Annotated in this window: 23 protein-coding genes; 20 read left to right on the forward strand and 3 right to left on the reverse strand. The window is 44.5% G+C overall.

Annotated elements, in window-relative coordinates:
* The 18 genes from AB5443_RS24305 to miaA all read left to right on the forward strand — a co-directional run.
* The coding region (locus AB5443_RS24305) for a hypothetical protein (protein WP_368114557.1) at positions 1–188 on the forward strand (188 nt) is incomplete at its 5' end.
* A 22-nt stretch (positions 189–210) separates the two neighbouring features.
* Positions 211–888, forward strand: a complete 678-nt coding sequence (locus AB5443_RS24310; RefSeq protein WP_073347741.1) for a DUF5715 family protein — start codon at positions 211–213, stop codon at positions 886–888.
* Between the two features lie 101 nt (positions 889–989).
* A complete protein-coding gene (locus tag AB5443_RS24315) occupies positions 990–2,006 on the forward strand; it encodes a PhoH family protein (RefSeq protein ID WP_277135478.1) in 1,017 nt (338 codons plus the stop codon).
* A 72-nt stretch (positions 2,007–2,078) separates the two neighbouring features.
* Positions 2,079–3,023 (forward strand): phosphoribosylaminoimidazolesuccinocarboxamide synthase, encoded by a 945-nt coding sequence (locus AB5443_RS24320; protein WP_073347739.1) that lies wholly within the window; start codon positions 2,079–2,081, stop codon positions 3,021–3,023.
* Between the two features lie 3 nt (positions 3,024–3,026).
* Positions 3,027–3,764 (forward strand): bifunctional demethylmenaquinone methyltransferase/2-methoxy-6-polyprenyl-1,4-benzoquinol methylase UbiE, encoded by a 738-nt coding sequence (gene ubiE, locus AB5443_RS24325; protein ID WP_022139406.1) that lies wholly within the window; start codon positions 3,027–3,029, stop codon positions 3,762–3,764.
* A gap of 38 nt (positions 3,765–3,802) precedes the next feature.
* On the forward strand, positions 3,803–4,549 hold the full coding sequence (locus AB5443_RS24330) for a shikimate dehydrogenase (RefSeq protein ID WP_022139405.1): 747 nt from the start codon (positions 3,803–3,805) through the stop codon (positions 4,547–4,549).
* A gap of 56 nt (positions 4,550–4,605) precedes the next feature.
* Positions 4,606–5,556, forward strand: coding sequence for an alpha/beta hydrolase (locus tag AB5443_RS24335; protein WP_277135476.1), 951 nt, complete (start codon positions 4,606–4,608; stop codon positions 5,554–5,556).
* A 7-nt stretch (positions 5,557–5,563) separates the two neighbouring features.
* Positions 5,564–6,484, forward strand: a complete 921-nt coding sequence (locus AB5443_RS24340; protein ID WP_044653351.1) for a TPM domain-containing protein — start codon at positions 5,564–5,566, stop codon at positions 6,482–6,484.
* 49 nt (positions 6,485–6,533) lie between these two features.
* Positions 6,534–7,115, forward strand: a complete 582-nt coding sequence (locus tag AB5443_RS24345) for a LemA family protein (RefSeq protein ID WP_022139400.1) — start codon at positions 6,534–6,536, stop codon at positions 7,113–7,115.
* Positions 7,116–7,274: 159 nt separating this feature from the next.
* On the forward strand, positions 7,275–8,441 hold the full coding sequence (locus AB5443_RS24350) for an AIR synthase-related protein (protein ID WP_044653352.1): 1,167 nt from the start codon (positions 7,275–7,277) through the stop codon (positions 8,439–8,441).
* A 3-nt stretch (positions 8,442–8,444) separates the two neighbouring features.
* The gene (gene prfA / locus AB5443_RS24355; protein WP_195405919.1) at positions 8,445–9,557 is read left to right on the forward strand and encodes a peptide chain release factor 1; all 1,113 of its coding nucleotides are present in this window, start codon (positions 8,445–8,447) and stop codon (positions 9,555–9,557) included.
* Between the two features lie 66 nt (positions 9,558–9,623).
* Positions 9,624–10,448 carry an orotidine-5'-phosphate decarboxylase gene (pyrF, locus tag AB5443_RS24360; protein WP_277135474.1) on the forward strand — a complete coding sequence of 275 codons (825 nt, stop codon included), beginning with the start codon at positions 9,624–9,626 and terminating at the stop codon, positions 10,446–10,448.
* Positions 10,449–10,477: 29 nt separating this feature from the next.
* Positions 10,478–11,707: an HD domain-containing protein gene (locus AB5443_RS24365; protein ID WP_277135473.1), complete on the forward strand. Its 1,230-nt coding sequence runs from the start codon at positions 10,478–10,480 to the stop codon at positions 11,705–11,707.
* A gap of 82 nt (positions 11,708–11,789) precedes the next feature.
* Entirely contained in the window at positions 11,790–12,830 is a 1,041-nt protein-coding gene (gene lpxD, locus AB5443_RS24370) for a UDP-3-O-(3-hydroxymyristoyl)glucosamine N-acyltransferase (protein ID WP_073347731.1), read from the forward strand.
* A gap of 7 nt (positions 12,831–12,837) precedes the next feature.
* Entirely contained in the window at positions 12,838–14,223 is a 1,386-nt protein-coding gene (locus AB5443_RS24375; protein WP_022139394.1) for a bifunctional UDP-3-O-[3-hydroxymyristoyl] N-acetylglucosamine deacetylase/3-hydroxyacyl-ACP dehydratase, read from the forward strand.
* Positions 14,224–14,242: 19 nt separating this feature from the next.
* The gene (lpxA, locus tag AB5443_RS24380; protein ID WP_022139393.1) at positions 14,243–15,010 is read left to right on the forward strand and encodes an acyl-ACP--UDP-N-acetylglucosamine O-acyltransferase; all 768 of its coding nucleotides are present in this window, start codon (positions 14,243–14,245) and stop codon (positions 15,008–15,010) included.
* A gap of 21 nt (positions 15,011–15,031) precedes the next feature.
* On the forward strand, positions 15,032–15,586 hold the full coding sequence (locus AB5443_RS24385; RefSeq protein ID WP_022139392.1) for a hypothetical protein: 555 nt from the start codon (positions 15,032–15,034) through the stop codon (positions 15,584–15,586).
* A gap of 96 nt (positions 15,587–15,682) precedes the next feature.
* Entirely contained in the window at positions 15,683–16,582 is a 900-nt protein-coding gene (miaA, locus tag AB5443_RS24390) for a tRNA (adenosine(37)-N6)-dimethylallyltransferase MiaA (RefSeq protein WP_277135472.1), read from the forward strand.
* 13 nt (positions 16,583–16,595) lie between these two features.
* Here miaA and AB5443_RS24395 read toward each other — a convergent pair whose 3' ends face one another.
* The 3 genes from AB5443_RS24395 to AB5443_RS24405 all read right to left on the reverse strand — a co-directional run bounded on the left by AB5443_RS24395 (position 16,596) and on the right by AB5443_RS24405 (position 19,685).
* On the reverse strand, positions 16,596–18,905 hold the full coding sequence (locus AB5443_RS24395; protein WP_277135471.1) for a M56 family metallopeptidase: 2,310 nt from the start codon (positions 18,903–18,905) through the stop codon (positions 16,596–16,598).
* A gap of 23 nt (positions 18,906–18,928) precedes the next feature.
* Positions 18,929–19,297 carry a BlaI/MecI/CopY family transcriptional regulator gene (locus AB5443_RS24400; protein ID WP_277135470.1) on the reverse strand — a complete coding sequence of 123 codons (369 nt, stop codon included), beginning with the start codon at positions 19,295–19,297 and terminating at the stop codon, positions 18,929–18,931.
* 85 nt (positions 19,298–19,382) lie between these two features.
* The gene (locus AB5443_RS24405) at positions 19,383–19,685 is read right to left on the reverse strand and encodes a hypothetical protein (RefSeq protein ID WP_277135469.1); all 303 of its coding nucleotides are present in this window, start codon (positions 19,683–19,685) and stop codon (positions 19,383–19,385) included.
* A gap of 167 nt (positions 19,686–19,852) precedes the next feature.
* On the opposite strand from AB5443_RS24405, the gene AB5443_RS24410 reads away from it, so the two are divergent.
* Positions 19,853–22,063 (forward strand): S9 family peptidase, encoded by a 2,211-nt coding sequence (locus AB5443_RS24410; protein ID WP_277135468.1) that lies wholly within the window; start codon positions 19,853–19,855, stop codon positions 22,061–22,063.
* Positions 22,063–22,911 carry a lipoyl synthase gene (gene lipA / locus AB5443_RS24415; protein WP_368114555.1) on the forward strand — a complete coding sequence of 283 codons (849 nt, stop codon included), beginning with the start codon at positions 22,063–22,065 and terminating at the stop codon, positions 22,909–22,911. Before AB5443_RS24410 ends, lipA begins: the two co-directional genes overlap by 1 nt.
* The last annotated feature ends 19 nt before the right edge of the window (positions 22,912–22,930 follow it).

Below are 22,930 nucleotides of genomic sequence, written 5' to 3' on the forward strand. Positions count from 1 at the left end.
CTACGATGAATAAAGGATTTGAAGAAATTTATGAGGGTATGAGGGTAAATCGTGAAAACTTTTGTTTGGAGTGCGTGGTTATTTCTGAAATCGAATTAGTCCATTTCCATACAGTTTTGAACTTTTTAGATAAGGTTACCCCGTTATTCTTCTTAATTTCATATGTATATTCCAAGGTTTTCATATAACTTTGCAGGCAAAAAATACAAAATGACTATATATAAGCTCCATTTACTACCACCATTTTTGCTGATTATAGGACTTGCAACGCTCACTTCAAGTTGCAAAAAGAAAGATATGTCGCTGAAACTGAACGAGCCGCGCAATATCCGTGGAGTAGTCAGCTACAAACGTTCTTTCCCTGATTTGAATGACGCCCATTTGGAAGTAGCCAAGAAGATTGGCATCCGTCCGCTTGCCGACCGTGACGCTGCCGAAGATATGAAAGAAAAGCTAGAGCATATTACAAGTAACGACTTTTATGTGGTAGATTCACTGACACACTCCATCCCTTACCTCGTTCCCCGTGCCAGTGCACTGCTCGACACGATTGGTTCCAACTTCCTCGATTCACTGACTGCCAAAGGCTTGAACCCCAATCAAGTAATCGTCACTTCGGTGTTGCGTACGGAAAATGACGTGAAACGTCTCCGCCGCCGGAACGGAAATGCTTCCGCAAACTCCGCGCATTGCTTCGGAGCTACTTTCGATGTCAGTTGGAAGCGCTTCAAGAAGGTGGAAGATAAAGATGGACGCCCTTTGCAGGATGTCAGCTCAGATACTCTGAAACTCGTTCTGTCAGAGGTTTTAAGGGACTTGCGGAAAGCGGAGAAATGCTATATCAAATATGAGCTGAAGCAAGGATGTTTCCACATCACCGCCAGATAATCGGGAAATGAGTATAAAAGGCAATAAAATTCATCCCCAAACAATCAGAGAATCCAAAACGTTTCATTAAATTTGCAGAAATTTTTCTTTAATACAATTGAATGATAGAGAAACTGATTGTTCTTGAGGATGTTGATCCTGTTATTTTTTACGGTGTAAACAACACCAACATACAGTTAATTAAAGCTTTATATCCGAAGCTACGTATCGTTGCCCGTGGCAATGTCATCAAAGTGCTGGGCGACGAGGAAGAAATGTGCGCCTTCGAAGAAAACATCACCAAACTTGAAAAGTACTGTGCCGAATATAATTCACTGAAAGAAGAAGTTATCATCGACATTATAAAAGGGAATGCTCCCCAAGCGGAACAGACCGGAAACGTGATTGTATTCAGCGTCACGGGAAAGCCTATCATCCCCCGAAGCGAAAACCAGTTGAAGCTGGTGGAAGGATTCGCCAAGAACGATATGGTATTCGCCATCGGCCCGGCAGGTTCGGGAAAGACCTACACCGCCATTGCCCTTGCCGTGCGTGCGCTGAAGAACAAGGAAATCAAGAAGATTATCCTCAGCCGCCCCGCCGTAGAAGCCGGAGAAAAACTCGGTTTCCTGCCCGGCGACATGAAAGATAAGATTGACCCGTATCTGCAACCTTTGTACGATGCCCTTCAAGATATGATACCCGCCGCCAAGTTAAAGGAATACATGGAATTGAACATTATACAGATTGCCCCGTTAGCCTTTATGCGCGGACGCACGCTGAATGATGCAGTCGTGATTCTTGACGAAGCGCAGAATACTACCGCACAACAGATTAAAATGTTCCTCACCCGTATGGGTATGAACACCAAAATGATTGTGACGGGAGATATGACACAGATTGACCTTCCCGCTTCGCAAACTTCGGGACTGGTGCAGGCTATCCGCATACTGAAAGGAGTAAAAGGCATCAGTTTTGTCGAGTTGAACAAGAAAGATATTGTACGCCATAAATTGGTGGAACGTATCGTGGATGCTTACGAGAAATTCGACAAAGAAGCGAAAGCCGAACGGGAGAAACGGAAAAACGAACAACTGGTGCTCAACGGCGAACGTCCGGTGAAACTGGCAAAAGAATAATCGCCTTTAGGTTCGGAACTCCTATGGCGACTTGCGATTTGAGACTTGTAATTTGTAATTATAAATAAAACAATGAAAGCATTAACAAAAACAGATTTCAACTTTCCGGGACAGAAAAGCGTGTACCACGGAAAAGTGCGCGATGTGTACAACATCAACGGCGAAAAACTCGTCATGGTAGCAACCGACCGTATTTCGGCCTTTGACGTGGTACTGCCTGAAGGTATTCCTTACAAAGGACAAATGCTGAACCAGATTGCAGCTAAATTCCTCGATGCCACTACTGACATCTGTCCGAACTGGAAACTGGCTACTCCGGATCCGATGGTTACTGTCGGCGTGTTGTGCGAAGGCTTTCCGGTGGAAATGATTGTACGCGGTTACCTGTGCGGCAGCGCATGGCGTGCTTACAAAAGCGGTGTCCGCGAAATTTGTGGAGTGAAGTTGCCGGACGGAATGCGTGAAAACGAGAAATTCCCCGAACCCATCGTAACTCCGACTACCAAAGCCGAAATGGGATTGCATGACGAAGACATCTCTAAAGAAGAAATCCTGAAACAAGGTCTGGCTACTCCCGAAGAGTATGAAGTACTTGAAAAATATACACTGGCTCTCTTCAAACGCGGTACTGAAATCGCTGCTGAACGCGGATTGATTCTTGTCGATACCAAATACGAATTCGGCAAGCACAACGGTACTATCTACCTGATGGACGAAATCCACACTCCTGACTCCAGCCGTTATTTCTACTCGGAAGGTTATCAGGAACGTTTCGAAAAAGGCGAACCGCAGAAGCAGCTTTCCAAAGAATTCGTTCGCGAATGGTTGATGGAAAACGGTTTTCAGGGCAAGGACGGTCAGAAAGTACCCGAAATGACTCCGGCTATCGTACAGAGCATCAGTGACCGTTACATCGAATTGTTCGAGAACATCACTGGCGAGAAATTTGTGAAAGAAGATACCAGCAACATCGCTGAACGTATCGAAAAGAACGTAATGAATTTCTTGACTAAATAAGAAATGGACTACCCACAACAACATATCAAGCCTTACGACGAGGAAGGAAAAAAGACTGAGCAGGTGGAACGCATGTTCGACAATATCGCCCATGCTTACGACAAGCTGAATCATACCTTATCTTTAGGTATCGACCGCAGTTGGCGCCGCAAAGCCATTGCCTGGCTGCGTCCTTTCCAACCCCAGCGTATGATGGACGTGGCAACCGGTACGGGGGATTTTGCCATCCTCGCCTGCCGCAAGTTGCAACCTGCCGAGTTAATCGGTACGGACATCTCGGAAGGTATGATGAATGTGGGACGTGAAAAAGTAAAGAAGGAAGGACTCTCGGACAAAATATCTTTTGCCCGGGAGGACTGTACTTCACTCTCTTTTGCCGACAATGACTTTGACGCCATTACCGTAGCGTTCGGCATCCGCAACTTCGAAGACCTCGACAAAGGGCTCTCCGAAATGTGCCGTGTACTGAAACCGGGCGGTCATCTTGTGATTCTGGAGCTTACCACTCCCGACCGTTTCCCGATGAAACAACTGTTTTCCGTCTACTCTAAAGTCGTCATCCCATTGCTGGGCAAACTTCTCTCCAAAGACAACAGTGCCTACCGCTATCTGCCGGACACCATCAAAGTATTTCCACAAGGGGAAGTCATGAAAGGAGTCATCTCACGAGCCGGATTCAGCGAGGTTAATTTCAAGCGGCTAACCTTTGGCATCTGCACACTTTATACCGCGACAAAATAGTGAGTTTTTATGATTGATTAATTTAATCCTTTCGTATTATGGAAAAATATGGTTTAATCGGCTACCCCTTGAGACATTCATTTTCTATCGGATACTTTAATGAGAAGTTCAAATCCGAAGGCATCAATGCGGAATACGTGAATTTTGAGATTCCCAAGATCAATGATTTCATGGAAGTGATTGAAGAGAATCCCAATCTGCGCGGTCTTAATGTCACTATCCCTTACAAGGAGCAAGTGATTCCTTTCTTAAGCGAACTAGACCCTGACACTGCGAAAATCGGCGCAGTGAATGTTATCAAAATTATTCGCCAGCCGAAGGGCAAGGTAAAGTTGGTTGGCTATAACTCCGATATAATCGGATTCACCCAGTCCATACAGCCATTATTACAACCTCATCACAAAAAGGCTTTGATTCTGGGTACTGGCGGAGCTTCCAAGGCTGTCTACCACGGTCTGAAAAATTTAGGAATCGAAAGTGTATTCGTTTCGCGCACTCATAGAGCGGACGGTATGCTCACTTATGAAGAACTAAGTCCTGAAATTATGGCGGAATATACAGTTATCGTAAACTGTACTCCTGTCGGCATGTTTCCCAAAGTCGATTTCTGCCCCAACATACCTTATGAATTAGTTACTCCAAACCATTTGCTCTACGATTTGTTATATAATCCAAACGTTACCCTTTTCATGAAAAAGGGAGAAGCACAGGGTGCCGTTGTCAAAAACGGTCTTGAAATGCTTCTTCTTCAGGCATTTGCCGCCTGGGAAATCTGGAATAAATAGAATCTCTCCTACCCCCTTTTTCAAGGCGAGAGAGTAAAAAAGGTTAAAGGTATCATATGAAGAGAAAAGTAGTCTATAGTATTATCATCATTATGCTGGTGATGACCGGTTGCACTATCGGGGGAAGTTTCTATATGTTGAACTTTTCTCTGACTCCAGACGCAAAGATTTTGTCTAAAGATGCCGACTCTTATCCTTTCATGTACAAAAACTATCCATTTCTGCGCCCATGGGTAGATAGTCTGCGACAGGCAGATGCGCTGAAAGATACTTTTATTATCAATCCGCACGGCATACAGCTTCATGCTTACTATATCGCTGCTCCCGAACCTACCAACAAGACAGCAGTTATCGTTCACGGATATACGGACAATGCCATTCGTATGTTTATGATTGGCTACTTGTACAACCGTGATTTAGGCTTTAATATTTTGCTTCCTGAACTTCAGCATCAGGGAGAAAGTGAAGGCCGTGCCATTCAGATGGGTTGGAAAGACCGCCTTGATGTGTTACAGTGGATGAATATTGCCAATAATATATTCGGAGACAGTACGCTGATGGTGGTACACGGCATCTCGATGGGCGGCGCAACCACCATGATGGTATCCGGTGAGGAACAGCAGCCTTTTGTAAAATGCTTTGTGGAAGATTGCGGTTATACCAGTGTATGGGATGAATTCTCGCACGAATTGAAGTCGTCTTTCGGGCTTCCGCCTTTCCCGTTGATGTACACCACGAGCTGGCTATGCGAAAAGAAATACGGTTGGGATTTCAAAGAGGCTTCTTCACTGAAACAAGTAGCCAAGTGTGAGTTGCCGATGCTGTTTATTCATGGAGACAAAGACACGTATGTCCCGACATGGATGGTATATCCGCTTTATGAAGCGAAGCCGGAACCAAAGGAACTTTGGATTGTGCCGGGTGCCGCCCATGCCGTTTCATACCAAGAGAACAAGCAGGAATACACCGATAAAGTCCGTGAGTTCGTCGGGCGATACATTCATTAAAACTATTATGAAACCAATATTTACATTTATACTCTTCACTTTTCTACTGATTCCTTTACAGGCTCAAGAGAAAGTATATACGGTAGACAATCTTCCGAAAGTTCACTTGCAAAACAAGATGCAGTATGTTTGTAATCCTGCGGGGGTACTTTCACAGGCTGCTTGTGACAGCATAGATGCCATGCTTTATGCCTTGGAGCAGCAGACGGGAATTGAAACGGTGGTTGCCGCAGTCCCTTCCATCGGGGATGAAGATTGCTTCAATTTCTGCCACCAGCTACTCAATAAATGGGGTGTAGGAAAGAAGGACAAAAATAACGGTTTGGTTATTTTACTAGTTACCGACCAGCGTTGTATTCAGTTTTACACCGGTTATGGGTTGGAAGGAGTTCTTCCCGATGCTATCTGCAAAAGGATTCAGACGAAGTACATGATTCCTTATCTGAAAGACGGGAATTGGGATGCAGGAATGGTAGCGGGGTTGAAAGCGACTTGTCAACGACTTGACGGTTCTATGGAGAACGATTCCCTTTCTGATTCGGGCGAGGGTGGTTCATTCGATTTTATTCTTGCTATACTCTTCTTCATCCTCATTGGCGGAGGTATCTCCTTCTTTGCGGCACGTAAGCAAAGCCGTTGCCCGAAGTGCGGAAAACATACATTGCAAAGAAGTGGCAGCAGGATAGTATCCCGGACTAACGGTGTAAAAACCGAAGATGTCACTTATACTTGTAGAAACTGCGGACATACTCTCATACGCCGTCAGCAAAGTTACGAGAATGACTATCACCATCGCGGTGGTGGTGGAGGGCCGTTCATTGGCGGCATGGGCGGTGGAAGTTTCGGCGGCAGTAGAGGTGGCGGCTTTAGTGGTGGCAGCTTCGGCGGCGGAATGGGTGGCGGCGGCGGTGCCGGTTCACGATTCTAAATATCTAATTTAATAAATCAGAGTATCAATATCAATAAAAACAATAAACATGAAAAAGTCAATTATCATCATTTTAGCCGTTGTAGCTATCCTTGTCTTTTGGGCAGTCAGTGTATATAACGGCCTGGTTACTATGGACGAGAATGTAAGTGGACAATGGGCAAATGTGGAAACACAATACCAACGCCGTGCCGACTTGATTCCCAATCTGGTAAATACAGTTAAAGGGTATGCAACCCACGAAAAAGAAACATTGGAAGGAGTGGTTGCCGCACGCAGCCAGGCAACACAAATCAAAGTGGATGCTGCTGACCTGACACCGGAAAAACTCGCGCAATATCAGAAGGCACAGGGTGCTGTCACTTCTGCTTTAGGTAAGTTATTAGCTATCACGGAGAATTATCCCGATTTGAAAGCTAATCAGAATTTCCTTGAGTTGCAGGCTCAACTGGAAGGTACGGAAAACCGCATCAATGTAGCACGCAAGAATTTCAATGATGCGGCACAGGCTTATAACACCAATATCCGCCGTTTCCCCAAGAGTATCTTTGCAGGAATGTTCGGATTCGATAAGAAAGCATATTTTGAAGCAGAAGAAGGTAGCGAAAAAGCGCCTAAAGTAGAATTCTAAGAAAAGTCTGCTGAAAAAATTGTGCCGCTGACTAATAAAGTTTCCGTATCTCGTTAGACACGAAAACTTTATTAGTCAGCGGCATTTCTATTAAGATAGTTGGCTGTACGAAAAAAAAGCAGTACTTTTGCAGCCGTATACAAAATAATTCTATAACTCATGAGTAATCAACGATACATGATGCGTGGAGTAAGCGCATCAAAAGAAGATGTGCACAACGCCATCAAGAACATCGACAAAGGAATTTTCCCGAAAGCATTCTGCAAAATTATTCCCGATATATTGGGAGGTGACCCGGAATATTGCAACATCATGCATGCCGACGGCGCCGGAACCAAATCTTCCCTCGCTTATATGTACTGGAAAGAAACAGGCGACCTGTCTGTATGGAAAGGAATCGCCCAGGATGCCTTGATTATGAATATCGACGACCTGCTTTGTGTAGGAGCCGTAGACAACATCCTTGTCTCTTCAACTATCGGACGCAACAAGTTATTAATCCCGGGGGAAGTTATCTCCGCCATCATCAACGGAACAGATGAATTACTTGCCGAACTCCGCGAAATGGGTGTAGGCGTATATGCAACCGGTGGTGAAACGGCTGACGTCGGCGACTTGGTACGCACCATCATTGTCGATTCTACTGTAACTTGCCGCATGAAGCGTTCAGACGTTATTGACAATGCCAATATCCGTCCGGGCGACGTAATCGTCGGCCTTGCTTCTTACGGACAGGCTACTTACGAGAAAGAATATAACGGCGGCATGGGCAGCAACGGTCTGACAAGTGCACGCCATGATGTATTCGGCAAATATCTTGCTGAAAAATATCCGGAAAGCTATGATGCGGCAGTTCCCGAAGAATTGGTTTACTCAGGAAATCTGAAACTGACAGACAGTGTAGAAGATTCTCCGATTGATGCAGGCAAGTTAGTGCTCTCTCCTACCCGCACCTATGCACCGGTAGTAAAGAAATTGCTGGATGCATTACGTCCCGAAATTCACGGAATGGTTCACTGCTCCGGCGGTGCACAGACCAAAGTGCTGCACTTTGTTGAAAACGTCCGTGTTGTAAAAGACAATCTTTTCCCTGTTCCCCCATTGTTCAAAACTATTCAGGAACAAAGCGGCACTGACTGGGCCGAGATGTACAAGGTATTCAATATGGGACACCGCCTTGAAGTTTACCTGTCACCGGAACATGCCGCAGAAGTTATCGCTATTTCCGAGTCATTCGGTATCCCGGCACAGATAGTAGGACGCGTCGAAGAATGTGACAATACAGAGTTAATCATAAAGAGCGAGTTCGGAGAATTCAGATATTAAGGAATGGCAGACAACAGTACCATATTAGAAAAATTAGACGGTCTTGTAGCCCGTTTTGAAGAAATATCAACCCTTATCACTGACCCGTCAGTAATTGCTGACCAGAAACGTTATGTTAAACTGACTAAGGAATATAAGGAACTGGATGACTTAATGAAAGCCCGTAAGGAATATATCCAATTGTTGGGCAACATTGAGGAAGCCAAGAGTATCCTTTCCAGCGAGTCGGATGCCGAAATGCGTGAAATGGCTAAAGAAGAAATGGATAACAGCCAGGAACGCCTTCCGGTATTGGAAGAAGAAATCAAACTGATGCTTGTCCCCGCCGACCCGCAGGACAGCAAGAATGCGATTCTTGAAATCCGTGGCGGTGCAGGTGGTGACGAGGCGGCTATCTTTGCCGGTGACCTTTTCCGTATGTATGCCAAATTCTGCGAAACAAAAGGCTGGAAAATGGAAGTCTCCAATGCGAACGAAGGAACGGCAGGCGGATTCAAGGAAATTGTTTGCAGCGTCACAGGTGACAATGTTTACGGAATCCTGAAATATGAATCGGGCGTACACCGTGTACAGCGCGTCCCTGCAACAGAGACTCAAGGGCGCGTACATACTTCAGCAGCTTCAGTAGCCGTACTTCCCGAAGCGGAAGAATTCGATGTAGTCATCAATGAAGGTGAAATCAAATGGGATACTTTCCGAAGCGGTGGTGCCGGCGGACAGAACGTAAATAAGGTAGAATCCGGAGTACGACTGCGCTATATATGGAAGAATCCGAATACAGGTATCGCCGAAGAAATCCTGATTGAATGTACCGAAACGCGCGACCAACCGAAAAATAAAGAACGTGCATTGGCTCGTCTGCGTACGTTTATCTATGACAAAGAACATCAGAAATATATCGACGATATTGCTTCCAAACGCAAGACAATGGTATCGACCGGAGACCGTTCGGCTAAAATCCGCACTTACAACTATCCGCAAGGACGTATCACCGACCATCGTATCAACTATACAATTTACAATCTCGCTGCTTTCATGGACGGAGATATCCAAGACTGCATTGACCACTTGATTGTGGCTGAGAATGCGGAAAGGCTGAAAGAAAGCGAGTTGTAAAAAATAGAAAGTTGCGAGCGAGGCTTTAAATTGTAAATAGTAAATCGTATAATAGTAAATAACAAGATGGATAAGCAACAATTATTTGAAAACATAAAACGCAAGAAATCATTCCTTTGCGTAGGACTTGATACCGACATCAAGAAAATCCCCGAACACCTGTTGAAAGAAGAAGACCCTATCTTCGCATTCAACAAAGCAATTATCGACGCGACAGCAGACTTGTGTATCGCCTACAAACCGAACTTGGCTTTTTACGAAAGCATGGGTGTAAAAGGATGGATTGCGTTTGAAAAGACAGTAAAATACATCAAAGATAATTATCCCGACCAGTTCATCATTGCCGATGCAAAGCGTGGCGATATCGGAAATACTTCCGCCATGTACGCCCGTACATTCTTCGAAGAACTGGATATCGACTCTGTCACAGTAGCTCCTTATATGGGTGAAGACAGCGTCACTCCATTCCTTACTTATGAAGGAAAATGGGTTATATTATTAGCGCTGACATCCAACAAAGGCTCTCATGACTTCCAATTGACAGAAGACGCGAATGGTGAACGGCTGTTTGAAAAAGTGCTGCGTAAATCACAGGAATGGGCAAACGATGACCGCATGATGTATGTGGTAGGTGCAACACAAGGACGTGCCTTCGAGGATATCCGTAAGATTGTCCCCAATCACTTCCTTCTTGTTCCCGGTGTCGGCGCTCAAGGCGGCTCACTTGAAGAAGTTTGTAAATATGGAATGAACAGTACCTGCGGATTAATTGTTAACTCATCCCGTGGAATAATCTACGTGGACAAGACAGAGAAATTTGCTGAAGCTGCCCGCGCCGCCGCACAAGAAGTACAGGCACAAATGGCCGAACAACTCAAAACAATTCTCTGAAAAGAAAACAAAATCTCTAAAAGAAACGAATGCCTTACGAAAGAAAGATAATCAACGACCCGGTATTCGGGTTTATCAATATTCCGAAGGGGTTGCTATACGATATAGTACGGCATCCCCTTTTGCAGCGTCTTACCCGTATCAAGCAGGTAGGGCTCTCGTCTGTGGTATATCCAGGTGCGCAGCACACCCGCTTCCAACATTCCCTGGGTGCTTTCTACCTGATGAGAGAAGCTATCACGCAACTGGCATCGAAAGGAAACTTCATCTTCGACAGTGAAGCGGAAGCCGTACAGGCTGCCATTCTGCTGCATGACATCGGTCACGGGCCTTTCTCCCATGTGCTGGAAGACACTATTGTTAAAGGAATTCCCCACGAAGAGATTTCCCTTATGCTGATGGAACGGATGAACAAAGAAATGAACGGCCAGCTCAGCCTTGCCATTCAAATCTTCAAGGACGAGTATCCGAAGCGCTTCCTGCATCAGCTTGTCAGCGGCCAGTTGGATATGGACAGGCTTGATTATCTCCGTCGTGACAGTTTCTATACGGGAGTTACGGAAGGAAACATCGGCTCGGCACGAATCATCAAGATGCTCGATGTGGCAGACGACCGCCTTGTCATCGAATCCAAAGGAATCTACTCCATCGAGAACTTCCTCACGGCACGCCGCCTGATGTATTGGCAGGTATATTTGCACAAGACTTCGGTAGCCTACGAAAAGATGCTTATCAGTACCCTTCTGCGCGCCAAAGAACTGGCTTCGCAGGGAGTGGAGCTGTTCGCATCACCCGCATTCCGCTTTTTCCTTTACAAAGACATCACTCCCGAAGAGTTCTACAACAATCCCGATTGTCTGGAGAACTTTGTACAACTGGATGATAACGATATATGGACGGCCCTGAAAGTATGGAGTACCCATACTGACAAGGTTCTTTCCACTTTAAGCATGGGAATGATTAACCGAAATATCTTTAAAGTGGAAATTTCGTCGGAACCGATTGGTGAAGACAGAAAAAAAGAATTAACTTTGCAAATCAGCCAGCAATTAGGCATAACACTTTCCGAAGCGAACTATTTTGTCTCTACCCCCAGCATCGAAAAGAATATGTACGACCCGGCGGATGACAGTATTGACATTATCTATAAAGACGGCACTATCAAAAATATTGCCGAAGCATCGGACATGTTGAACATCTCTTTATTGTCCAAAAAGGTAAAGAAATACTATCTCTGCTACCAGAGATTACATAGATAAGTATAAAATATTCATGCAATAACACGGAAATCTGAAAAAAAAGTCCGTTATTTGTGAACTAATTAAATTTTAAATTAAAGACATGGAGTTCTCGGCTAAGCAAATTGCAGCATTTATCCAAGGGGAAATCATTGGAGACGAAAACGCTACGGTACACACATTCGCTAAAATAGAAGAGGGAATGCCCGGAGCTATTTCTTTCCTGTCAAACCCCAAATATACGCCTTACATCTACGAGACACAATCTAGCATTGTCCTGGTTAATAAGGACTTCACTCCTGAACATGAAATTAAAACGACCCTTATCAAAGTAGACAATGCATACGAAAGCCTGGCGAAATTGCTCAACCTTTATGAAATGAGCAAACCTAAAAAACAGGGTATCGATTCATTAGCATTTGTTGCCTCCAGTGCCAAGATTGGTGAGAACGTATATATAGGTGCTTTTGCCTACATTGGCGAAAACGCCGTGATCGGAGATAATACTCAAATTTATCCGCATACTTTTGTTGGAGACGGTGTGAAAATAGGCAACAGTTGCCTGCTTTACCCGAATGTAAATGTTTATCATGATTGCCGCATAGGCAACGAATGTATCCTGCACTCGGGTGCGGTAATCGGAGCCGACGGATTCGGTTTCGCCCCTACTCCGAACGGATACGACAAGATTCCTCAAATCGGAATTGTTATTCTGGAAGATAAAGTGGACATAGGTGCCAATACCTGTGTAGACCGTGCTACAATGGGAGCTACGGTAGTACATAGTGGTGTCAAATTGGATAACCTGATACAAATAGCCCATAATGACGAGATCGGTTCGCATACCGTAATGGCTGCACAAGCCGGTATCGCCGGTTCTACCAAAGTGGGAGAATGGTGTATGATTGGCGGTCAGGTAGGTATTGCCGGACACTCAAAAATAGGAGATAAAGTCGGTTTGGGCGCACAATCGGGCGTACCGGGAGATATCAAGTCCGGCAGTCAGCTCATCGGTACTCCTCCTATGGAGTTAAAACAATATTTCAAGTCATCCATCGCACAAAGAAGCTTGCCGGACATGCAGAAAGAACTGCGTAGCCTGCGCAAGGAAATCGAAGAATTAAAACAACTATTAAATAAGTAAATAGCCAATGCTGAAACAAAAAACGCTGAAAGATAGCTTTTCACTGAGCGGGAAAGGTCTTCACACTGGACTTGATCTCACTGTAACATTTAATCCTGCTCCGGACAATCATGGATATAAAATCCAGCGCATTGACGTAGAAGGACAACCAACTATCGATGCAGTAGCCGACAACGTGACAGAAACCACCCGTGGTACTGTGTTGTCGAAGAATGGAGTCAAAGTAAGCACCGTTGAACATGGTATGGCAGCCCTTTACGCATTGGGCATTGATAACTGCCTTATCCAGGTAAACGGCCCGGAGTTTCCGATTTTAGATGGTAGTGCACAATATTATGTACAAGAAATAGAACGTGTAGGAACAGTAGAACAGAATGCTGTCAAGGACTTTTATATCATTAAGTCAAAGATTGAATTCCGTGACGAATCGACAGGTTCTTCCATCATCGTACTACCGGACGAGAATTTTAGTCTGAATGTACTGGTTTCTTATGATTCGACCATTATCCCGAACCAGTTTGCTACACTTGAAGACATGCATAAATTCAAAGACGAAGTGGCTGCCAGCCGTACATTCGTCTTTGTTCGCGAAATAGAACCGCTGCTCTCTGCGGGATTGATTAAAGGGGGCGACCTGGACAATGCTATCGTAATCTACGAACGTAAGATGTCACAGGAAAGCTTCGACAAGTTGGCAGACGTTATGGGAGTTCCTCATATGGACGCCAATGAGTTAGGCTATATTAACCACAAGCCGTTGGTCTGGGCGAATGAATGTGCCCGTCACAAATTACTGGATGTTATCGGTGACCTCGCTTTAATCGGCAAACCGATTAAGGGGCGTATCATCGCTACCCGTCCCGGACATACTATCAATAACAAGTTTGCCCGTCAGATGCGGAAAGAAATTCGTTTGCACGATATTCAGGCACCAAACTATGACTGTAACCGTGAGCCGGTGATGGATGTAAACCGTATCCGCGAACTGTTGCCGCATCGCTATCCTTTCCAACTGGTAGATAAAGTGATTGAAATCGGTGCCAACTATATAGTAGGTGTAAAGAATATTACTGCCAACGAGCCTTTCTTCCAAGGACATTTTCCACAAGAACCCGTTATGCCGGGCGTGCTCCAAGTAGAAGCAATGGCACAAGTAGGCGGTTTGCTGGTTCTCAACTCTGTTGACGAACCGGAGCGTTACTCCACTTATTTTATGAAGATAGACGGTGTGAAGTTCCGCCAGAAAGTAGTGCCGGGAGATACACTGACATTCCGTGTGGAATTATTAGCACCTATCCGTCGTGGTATATCCACAATGAAAGGTTACGCATTCGTTGGGGAAAAAGTAGTTTGCGAAGCTGAATTTATGGCACAAATAGTAAAAAATAAGTAATTAACAATTGGAAAATCAAATGATAAGTCCTTTAGCGTATATTCATCCCGAAGCTAAAATCGGGGAAAATGTAGAAATTGCGCCTTTTGTATTTATAGATAAAAACGTGGTTATCGGCGACAACAATAAAATTATGGCTAATGCCAACATTTTATATGGTTCACGTATTGGTAACGGAAATACTATTTTTCCGGGTGCCGTTATCGGGGCTATTCCGCAGGATCTTAAATTTCAAGGGGAAGAATCAACAGCCGAAATCGGAGACAACAACCTGATTCGCGAGAACGTGACAATCAACCGTGGAACGGCAGCTAAAGGGCGCACGATTGTGGGAAATAACAATTTACTGATGGAAAGCGTGCACGTGGCGCATGATGCTTTGGTCGGTAACGGATGCATCATTGGTAACTCTACCAAGATGGCCGGTGAAATCGTAATTGATGATAACGCTATTATCAGTGGCGGTGTACTGATGCATCAATTCTGTCATGTAGGCAGCTATGTAATGATTCAAGGTGGTTCCCGTTTCAGTAAGGACATTCCTCCCTACATCATTGCAGGACGCGAACCAATCGCTTTCAGCGGAATCAACATTATCGGCTTGCGCCGTCGTGGTTTTACCAATGAAGTGATTGAAAACATTCACAATGCCTATCGTATCATCTACCAAAGTGGATTGAACACGACAGAAGCATTAAAGAAAATTGAAGATGAATTCGAGAAGAGTCCTGAAATCGACTACATCATCGACTTCATCCGTAATTCAGAACGTGGTATAATTAAATAAACAGTTCAAAATAGTCATATTATGATATACAGATTTACTATCATATCTGATGAAGTTGACGATTTTGTCAGAGAAATACAAATTGATCCGGAAGCTACTTTTTTAGACTTCCATGAGGCAATCGTAAAATCAGTTGGGTACGCAAACGACCAGATGACTTCTTTCTTTATCTGCGACGACGATTGGGAAAAAGAAAAGGAAGTGACTTTGGAAGAAATGGACGACAACCCTGAAATGGACAGTTGGGTGATGAAAGAAACTACTATCAGTGAACTGGTAGAAGATGAAAAACAAAAGTTGCTGTATGTATTCGATTACATGACGGAACGTTGTTTCTTCATTGAGTTATCTGAAATCATTACCGGAAAGGAAATGAAGGGTGCCAAATGCACCAAGAAATCAGGGGATGCCCCGAAACAGACAGTCGATTTTGAAGAAATGGCTGTTGCCGGTGGTTCTCTCGATTTGGACGAAAACTTCTATGGCGACCAGGATTTCGATATGGAAGACTTCGATCAAGAAGGATTCGATATTGGTGGCGACGCAGGCGGTTCATTCGAAGAAGAGAAATTCTAATTTAACGATTAGTGGTTAGTGATTAACACTATGCAGTATATTGTGCAATTGTTAATCACTAACCACTAATCATTAATCACTAATCACTTAAGTCCATTGCCTACTCTCATTGTTCTTATAGGGCCTACCGGCGTAGGGAAAACCGAATTGAGTCTACGGATAGCAGAGAATTTCCGGACAAGCATTGTATCTGCTGATTCGAGACAACTTTATGCCGAATTAAAAATAGGCACGGCAGCGCCTACTCCCGAACAATTGGCACGTGTACCCCATCACCTGGTCGGTACGCTTCATCTTACAGATTATTATAGTGCCGCCCAATACGAAGCGGAAGCACTGGAAATACTTGAAAAGTTATTTACCCAACATGAAGTCGTGGTTCTTACCGGCGGCTCGATGATGTATGTGGACGCTATCTGCAAAGGGATTGACGATATTCCTACCGTTGATGCGGAAACCCGCCAGCTCATGTTGCAGAAATATGAGGAAGAAGGACTTGAACAACTCTGCGCGGAACTCCGCTTATTAGACCCGGAATATTATCGTATTGTAGATTTGAAGAATCCCAAACGAGTGATTCACGCACTGGAAATCTGCTATATGACGGGACGCACATACACTTCTTTCCGTACGCAACAAAAGAAAGAACGCCCTTTCCGTATTATCAAAATAGGATTAACCCGTGAGCGGGAAGAACTTTATGACCGTATCAACCGCCGTGTGGATATGATGATGGAAGAGGGTTTATTGGAAGAAGTACGTTCCGTACTTCCCTATCGCCATCTTAACTCTCTCAATACGGTAGGATATAAAGAACTGTTCAAATACTTGGATGGAGAATGGGAACTACCGTTTGCCATAGAAAAAATCAAGCAGAACTCCCGTATTTATTCACGCAAACAAATGACCTGGTTTAAGCGGGATGAAGAAATACGCTGGTTTCATCCGGAACAAGAAACGGAGATACTTGCATACCTCCGTCAGTCTTTATCCTAAGCATTCCGGAATATTACTTTTCACTCACCAAACGAATAACAATTCTACCATCAACACGGTCTGCTGAAGCCGATTTAATAGCCTTCGCCGACATTTGCTGTAACTTACCGGCATTTACCTCTTTTCCATCCAAAAGGTAAATAACCTCCCCTTCCATATCTTTCGCAGCACTTTCAGCTAGTTGCCATGCGTCAGTATAAGCAGGTTGGGGATTATTCTTTTTAGCCTGAAATTCTTCATCAGTCAGCATTTCTATTACAATCACCCCATTCTTTGCCTTATCCCCATAAACAACTGCTGCCGATTTATCTTTCAGTATAGTAATACTTTTAATACGGTCAGGAGCAATCTTGGATAAAGCATCTTTTTCCAAAGCTTCCTTACCATCAACAATAACCAATGGTTGTTCACCCTCTTTCACTCCATGAACATTAATGCCATTAATAAGGCCGACAGGTTTTGTTTCCCGAACCCTCACAAACCTTTTGGTAGTTTCCGGCAATAAATTAACCACTTCCTGTTCCATCCGTACTGACATCGTAGCATTTACAGGAACTTTCATGGATTTGTATCCGATAAACGAAAATAGCAGATTACCACCCTTTACAGCTTTCAGGCTGAAACGGCCGTCTATATCCGTGATTGCACCATAAGTCGTATTAGGCACAAGTATGCTTACACCTGCTTTCGGACGCCCCTGTTCGTCAACGACAGTCCCACTAACTTGGAAATCGGGTACTACGTTTTCCTGATTATCCACTTTAGAAAAATTAAACTGTGTTGTCGTACCCGGCTTCTTTGTGGTTACAAGAATCACTCCATTTTCGCCACGTTTACCATATATTTTTATAGAAGCACTATCTTTCAGGACAGACACGCTCTCTATATCCGACGGATTCATCCTTTCCATAGCATTCATGCTGATTTCCTTACCATCAGCAAGAATCAACGGCTGCTTATCCAATCCAAATCTGATATTACCAAATCTTACAGGAATAGAATACTTCACAGGAACAGGCTTACCACGTTGCTTTCCCGGAATCCAGTCCGGCATTTCACTAACGATCCTTTCGGCTTCCTTGTTCAGCGAAGGTTGGTCAGACTCAAGTACTTGCACATTTGTAACTTTTCCGCTTCCAGTGACTGTAAAGCCAATCGTTACCAGTCCACCTGCCTTACCTTTCATAGGGGAGTCGGCCACTTTACTTTCCAAGTACTTGCTCAATGCATCCATACCGCCAGGGTACTCCGGCATCTGCTCCACCACCTCAAAGATAACAATTTCTTCTTCCTCTTTCTTTTCCGTTGCAGCCACCTTCGAATCAGCCTTCTTCACGACTTTCGATGCTTTCACTGTATCTTGCAGCACCTTTTCTTGCACAATTTCCGCCAAATCATTAACTTTGACTGCTGAAATCTCTTCGACTTTCTCCGAGATTTCGGGACGGGCAAAGGCAGTTACTGCAATAGCTGCCAATGGAAGTACATACAGGTACTTCAAACGAGCCCATGGACTTGATTTTTCTTTTAACATCATAGTGATACGTTTTTTAAGTTTACTGTGATTAAAGCTGTTGGCCATAGAGTAGAGCCTTGTGCCAACGGCTTTTTTTATTAATAATAGTTGATATTCCTTCGCGTTTACTCCTTCATTGATAACCGTCTCGTCCGCTTCGTACTCATGGATATTCTGCAACTCCTGTTTCAGCAACCATGCGCCCGGATTGAACCATTGGAAGAAAATACAAATATCCGCCAATAATAAATCTATGGAATGACGGTGACGGATATGCGCCGTTTCGTGAATCAGAATCTCCCGTCCATTCTCTTCCAGGTCTTTCCGGCTGATAACGATATACTTCATCCAACTAAACGGAGCGATTGCACGATTATGCACCACAAGAATAATACCCTTCTCCAACTTCTCATGTCTGCCCGAATATATCAGCCTGAAAAGACAAATCAAAGAACAGATATTGCGACAAGCAAAAAAGACTATGCCTGCCAGATAAACCAATAAAACGATTTGTATCCAAGAAACAGTAGGCGCTTCCTGTATCACTGCCCCCACTTCCGGAGCCGTCGCATTCAGTTCCGCCATCATCAACAACTGCTCGATAGAAAGTACAGCCTGCTGCACTTCAACCTGATGACGGGTAGTCATCTCAATGCAAGGGATGAGCAACGAAAAGAACATCACTCCCAATAAAGCAGCACGGTTGAAATGGTGAAACGTCTCCTTGCTCAATAATAACCGGAAAAACAGGTAAAACAAGACAAGGCAGACAGATGATTTTAATATATAAATAAAGAATGCTCCCATAGTTTAGATTGTCGTTTAACAGATTAGTTTTTCTTATCGGACTGTTCCACTTCGTCAATGAGCTGCTTCAGTTCATCCAAAGAAATATCTTCCTCTTTGACCAAAGAAGAAACAGCACTCAAATAAGAATTATTAAAATACTTGCTAATCACATTCCGAAGCGTCCCTTTACGAAAATCTTCTTCACTGACCACAGGATAATATTGATAGGTATTACCAAACGTATTGTGAGCCAGAAAACCCTTGTCTTCCAACCCGCGCACGATAGTAGATAATGTATTGAAATGTGGTTTCGGCTCTTCATAGAAAGCCAACATTTCTTTCACGAACAAGGGGCCTTTTTCCCAAAAAAAGCCCATGATTTCTTCCTCTTTTGCTGTTAATCCTTTCATACTTGCAACATTGTTTGCTGCAAATAACGAAAAGTTTTAGTTCATAAACTAATTTTTCTAGTTAAAGTAAACTAAAGTATCTAGTTTATCCCCACAGCTTATCTACAATAAAGTTGCCGATAAAGAATAAATCACCCATAAAAACAATGCTGAACACTAAAAAAGTGAAGCAGGTACTCCAGCGTGCGCCACCTTCTTCTTCGCCGCGCTTGATACGCAACAGGGAACTATACAGGCAATCGCCCGCAATGAACAGTACAAACAAACCTGGTATCAGGTCGCCCCATGACACCAACCAAAAATTATCCCCCTTCCCCAACAGGAAGGTCAACGCCACCGCCAACAAGAAGACAGAAGCATACTGCAAGTCTTTCCTTTTTGAATTCATAGTGGTAATATTTAAAGTCCTTTTCACAAAGATATTGAATCTCACCCAATAATCCTTATCAAAACCGCATAAAAATCCATCATGTTTTGTCGAATCTAAGTTTATTGTTACTTTTGCAAGTACGAATAAAAACCAAAACTGAATTATAAAAGCAATAATAAAAGCAGATGAAAAAAATCAGCATCACATTATTACTCTGCCTTATCTGCCTGACCGGAATGGCACAGGGTCAAAAGGCTCTTGATTTAAAAGACATCACATCCGGACGCTTCCGGCCGGAAAACATCCAGGGGGTCATCCCTACGCCTGACGGTGAACACTACACGCAGATGAACGCCGAAGGCACGCAAATCATCAAATATTCTTTCAAGACAGGCGAAAAGGTAGAAGTTATTTTCGATGTAAACACTGCACGAGAATGTAACTTCAAGAACTTTGACAGTTACCAGTTCTCACCCGACGGACAGAAATTGTTGATTGCTACCAAGACAAATCCGATTTACCGGCATTCATATACAGCTGTACATTATATCTACCCTTTGAAACGAAATGATAAGGGCGTTACGACAAACAACATTATTGAACGGCTGTCTGACGGCGGACCTCAACAGGTCCCCGTCTTTTCACCGGACGGCACGATGATTGCTTTTGTCCGTGACAATAACATCTTCCTTGTCAAGCTGCTCTATGGCAACAGTGAAAGCCAGGTGACCGAAGACGGCAAACAGAACTCTATCATCAACGGTATCCCCGACTGGGTGTACGAAGAAGAATTCAGCTTCAACCGTGCTTTGGAGTTCAGCGCTGACAATACACAGATTGCCTTTATCCGTTTCGATGAATCGGCAGTCCCCTCCTACTCTTTCCCGATATTTGCCGGAGAGGCTCCCCGCATAGATGCTCTCAAGGATTATCCGGGAGAATATACGTATAAGTATCCGAAGGCCGGCTACCCGAACTCAAAAGTAGAAGTACGCACGTATGATATTAAATCGCGCGTGACCCGCACCATGAAACTTCCGTTGGATGCAGACGGATATATCCCCCGCATCCGCTTTACCAAAGATGCCAACAAACTGGCAATCATGACGTTGAACCGTCATCAGGATCGTTTCGACCTTTACTTTGCCGACCCGCGTTCCACGCTTTGCAAACTGGTATTGCGTGACGAATCTCCTTACTATATTAAAGAGAACACCTTCGATAATATCGAATTCTACCCCGAATACTTCAGCCTGCTCAGTGAACGCGACGGTTACAGCCACCTTTACTGGTATAGCATGGGGGGTAACCTTATAAAAAAGGTGACGAACGGAAAGTTCGAAGTAAAAGACTTCCTGGGATATGACGAGGAAGACGGTTCTTTCTACTACACCAGTAATGAAGAAAGCCCGCTTCGCAAAGCTGTCTACAAGACAGACAAGAAAGGCAAAAAGACGAAACTGTCCCAACAAGCGGGAACGAACACGCCGCTTTTCAGCAAATCAATGAAGTATTATATGAACAAGTTCACCAACCTGAATAATCCGATGGTGGTGACATTGAACGACAATTCGGGCAAAACGCTCAAGACATTGATTACAAATGACAAGCTGAAAGAGACTTTATCAGGATACGCAGTACCGCAGAAAGAGTTCTTCACCTTCCAGACTACGGACGGTGTAACCTTGAACGGATGGATGATGAAACCCGTAGATTTCTCCGCATCGAAGAAATACCCGGTGCTGATGTATCAATACAGCGGCCCGGGCTCCCAACAAGTATTGGACAACTGGGGCATTAGCTGGGAAACCTATATGGCAAGCCGCGGATTCATCGTTGTATGCGTGGATGGTCGCGGAACAGGCGGCCGTGGAGAAGCCTTTGAAAAATGCACGTATCTGAAAATCGGCGTAAAAGAAGCCAAAGATCAGGTAGAAACCGCTCTTTACCTCGGCAAACAGCCCTATGTAGACAAAGACCGTATCGGTATTTGGGGATGGAGCTACGGCGGATACATGACCCTGATGAGTATGAGTGAAGGAACTCCCGTATTCAAAGCAGGAGTAGCCGTTGCCGCACCGACCGACTGGCGTTTCTATGACACGGTCTACACCGAACGCTTCATGCGTACTCCGAAAGAAAACGCGGAAGGCTACAAGGCATCCTCCGCTTTCACCCGTGCCGACAAGCTTCATGGTAACTTATTGCTCGTACACGGTATGGCAGATGACAATGTACACTTCCAGAACTGTACCGAGTATGCCGAGCATCTGGTTCAACTCGGAAAACAGTTCGATATGCAAGTATATACCAACCGCAATCATGGCATATACGGCGGTAATACCCGCCAACACCTGTACACACGCTTGACTAACTTCTTCCTGAACAACTTATAATGGCGGACAGAGTACGTAAGCCTGAATGGCTGAAAATAAATATCGGTGCCAACGAGCGATACACCGAAACCAAACGGATTGTCGACTCCCATTGCCTGCATACCATATGCAGCAGTGGGCGTTGCCCTAATATGGGGGAATGTTGGGGAAAAGGCACTGCCACCTTTATGATTGGCGGTGACATCTGCACCCGCAGTTGCAAGTTCTGCAACACACAGACCGGACGCCCGCATCCGTTGGATATCAATGAACCTGTTCATGTGGCAGAATCCATCGCACTGATGAAACTGGATCATGCCGTCATCACTTCCGTAGACCGGGACGACCTTCCCGATTTGGGAGCGGAACATTGGGCGCGCACCATCCGTGAAATCAAGCGGCTGAATCCCCAAACGACCATCGAAGTACTGATACCCGATTTTCAGGGCAGGATGGAATTGGTAGACCTCGTGATAGAAGCCTGCCCCGACATCATCTCGCATAATATGGAAACCGTCCGCCGCATCAGTCCGCTGGTACGCAGCGCGGCCAACTATGATACGAGCCTGCAAGTGATCGGACGTATCTCCGCCGAAGGAGTCAAATCCAAAAGCGGTATCATGGTCGGACTGGGAGAAACTCCCGAAGAAGTAGAAATGTTGATGGACGATTTATTAGCAGCCGGCTGCCAGATTCTTACTATAGGACAATACCTGCAACCCAGTCACCGTCATTATCCCGTAGCGGAATACGTGACTCCGCTACAATTCGCAAAATACAAGACCATCGGTTTAGAAAAAGGATTTAACATCGTAGAGAGTGCCCCCCTTGTCCGCTCATCCTACCATGCAGAGAAACATATTCGTTAGCAAACAAAACACAGACCCT

The sequence above is a fragment of the Bacteroides sp. RTP21281st1_H5_RTP21281_210402 genome (genome assembly GCF_040918965.1).
In the GTDB taxonomy this organism is placed as follows: domain Bacteria; phylum Bacteroidota; class Bacteroidia; order Bacteroidales; family Bacteroidaceae; genus Bacteroides; species Bacteroides congonensis.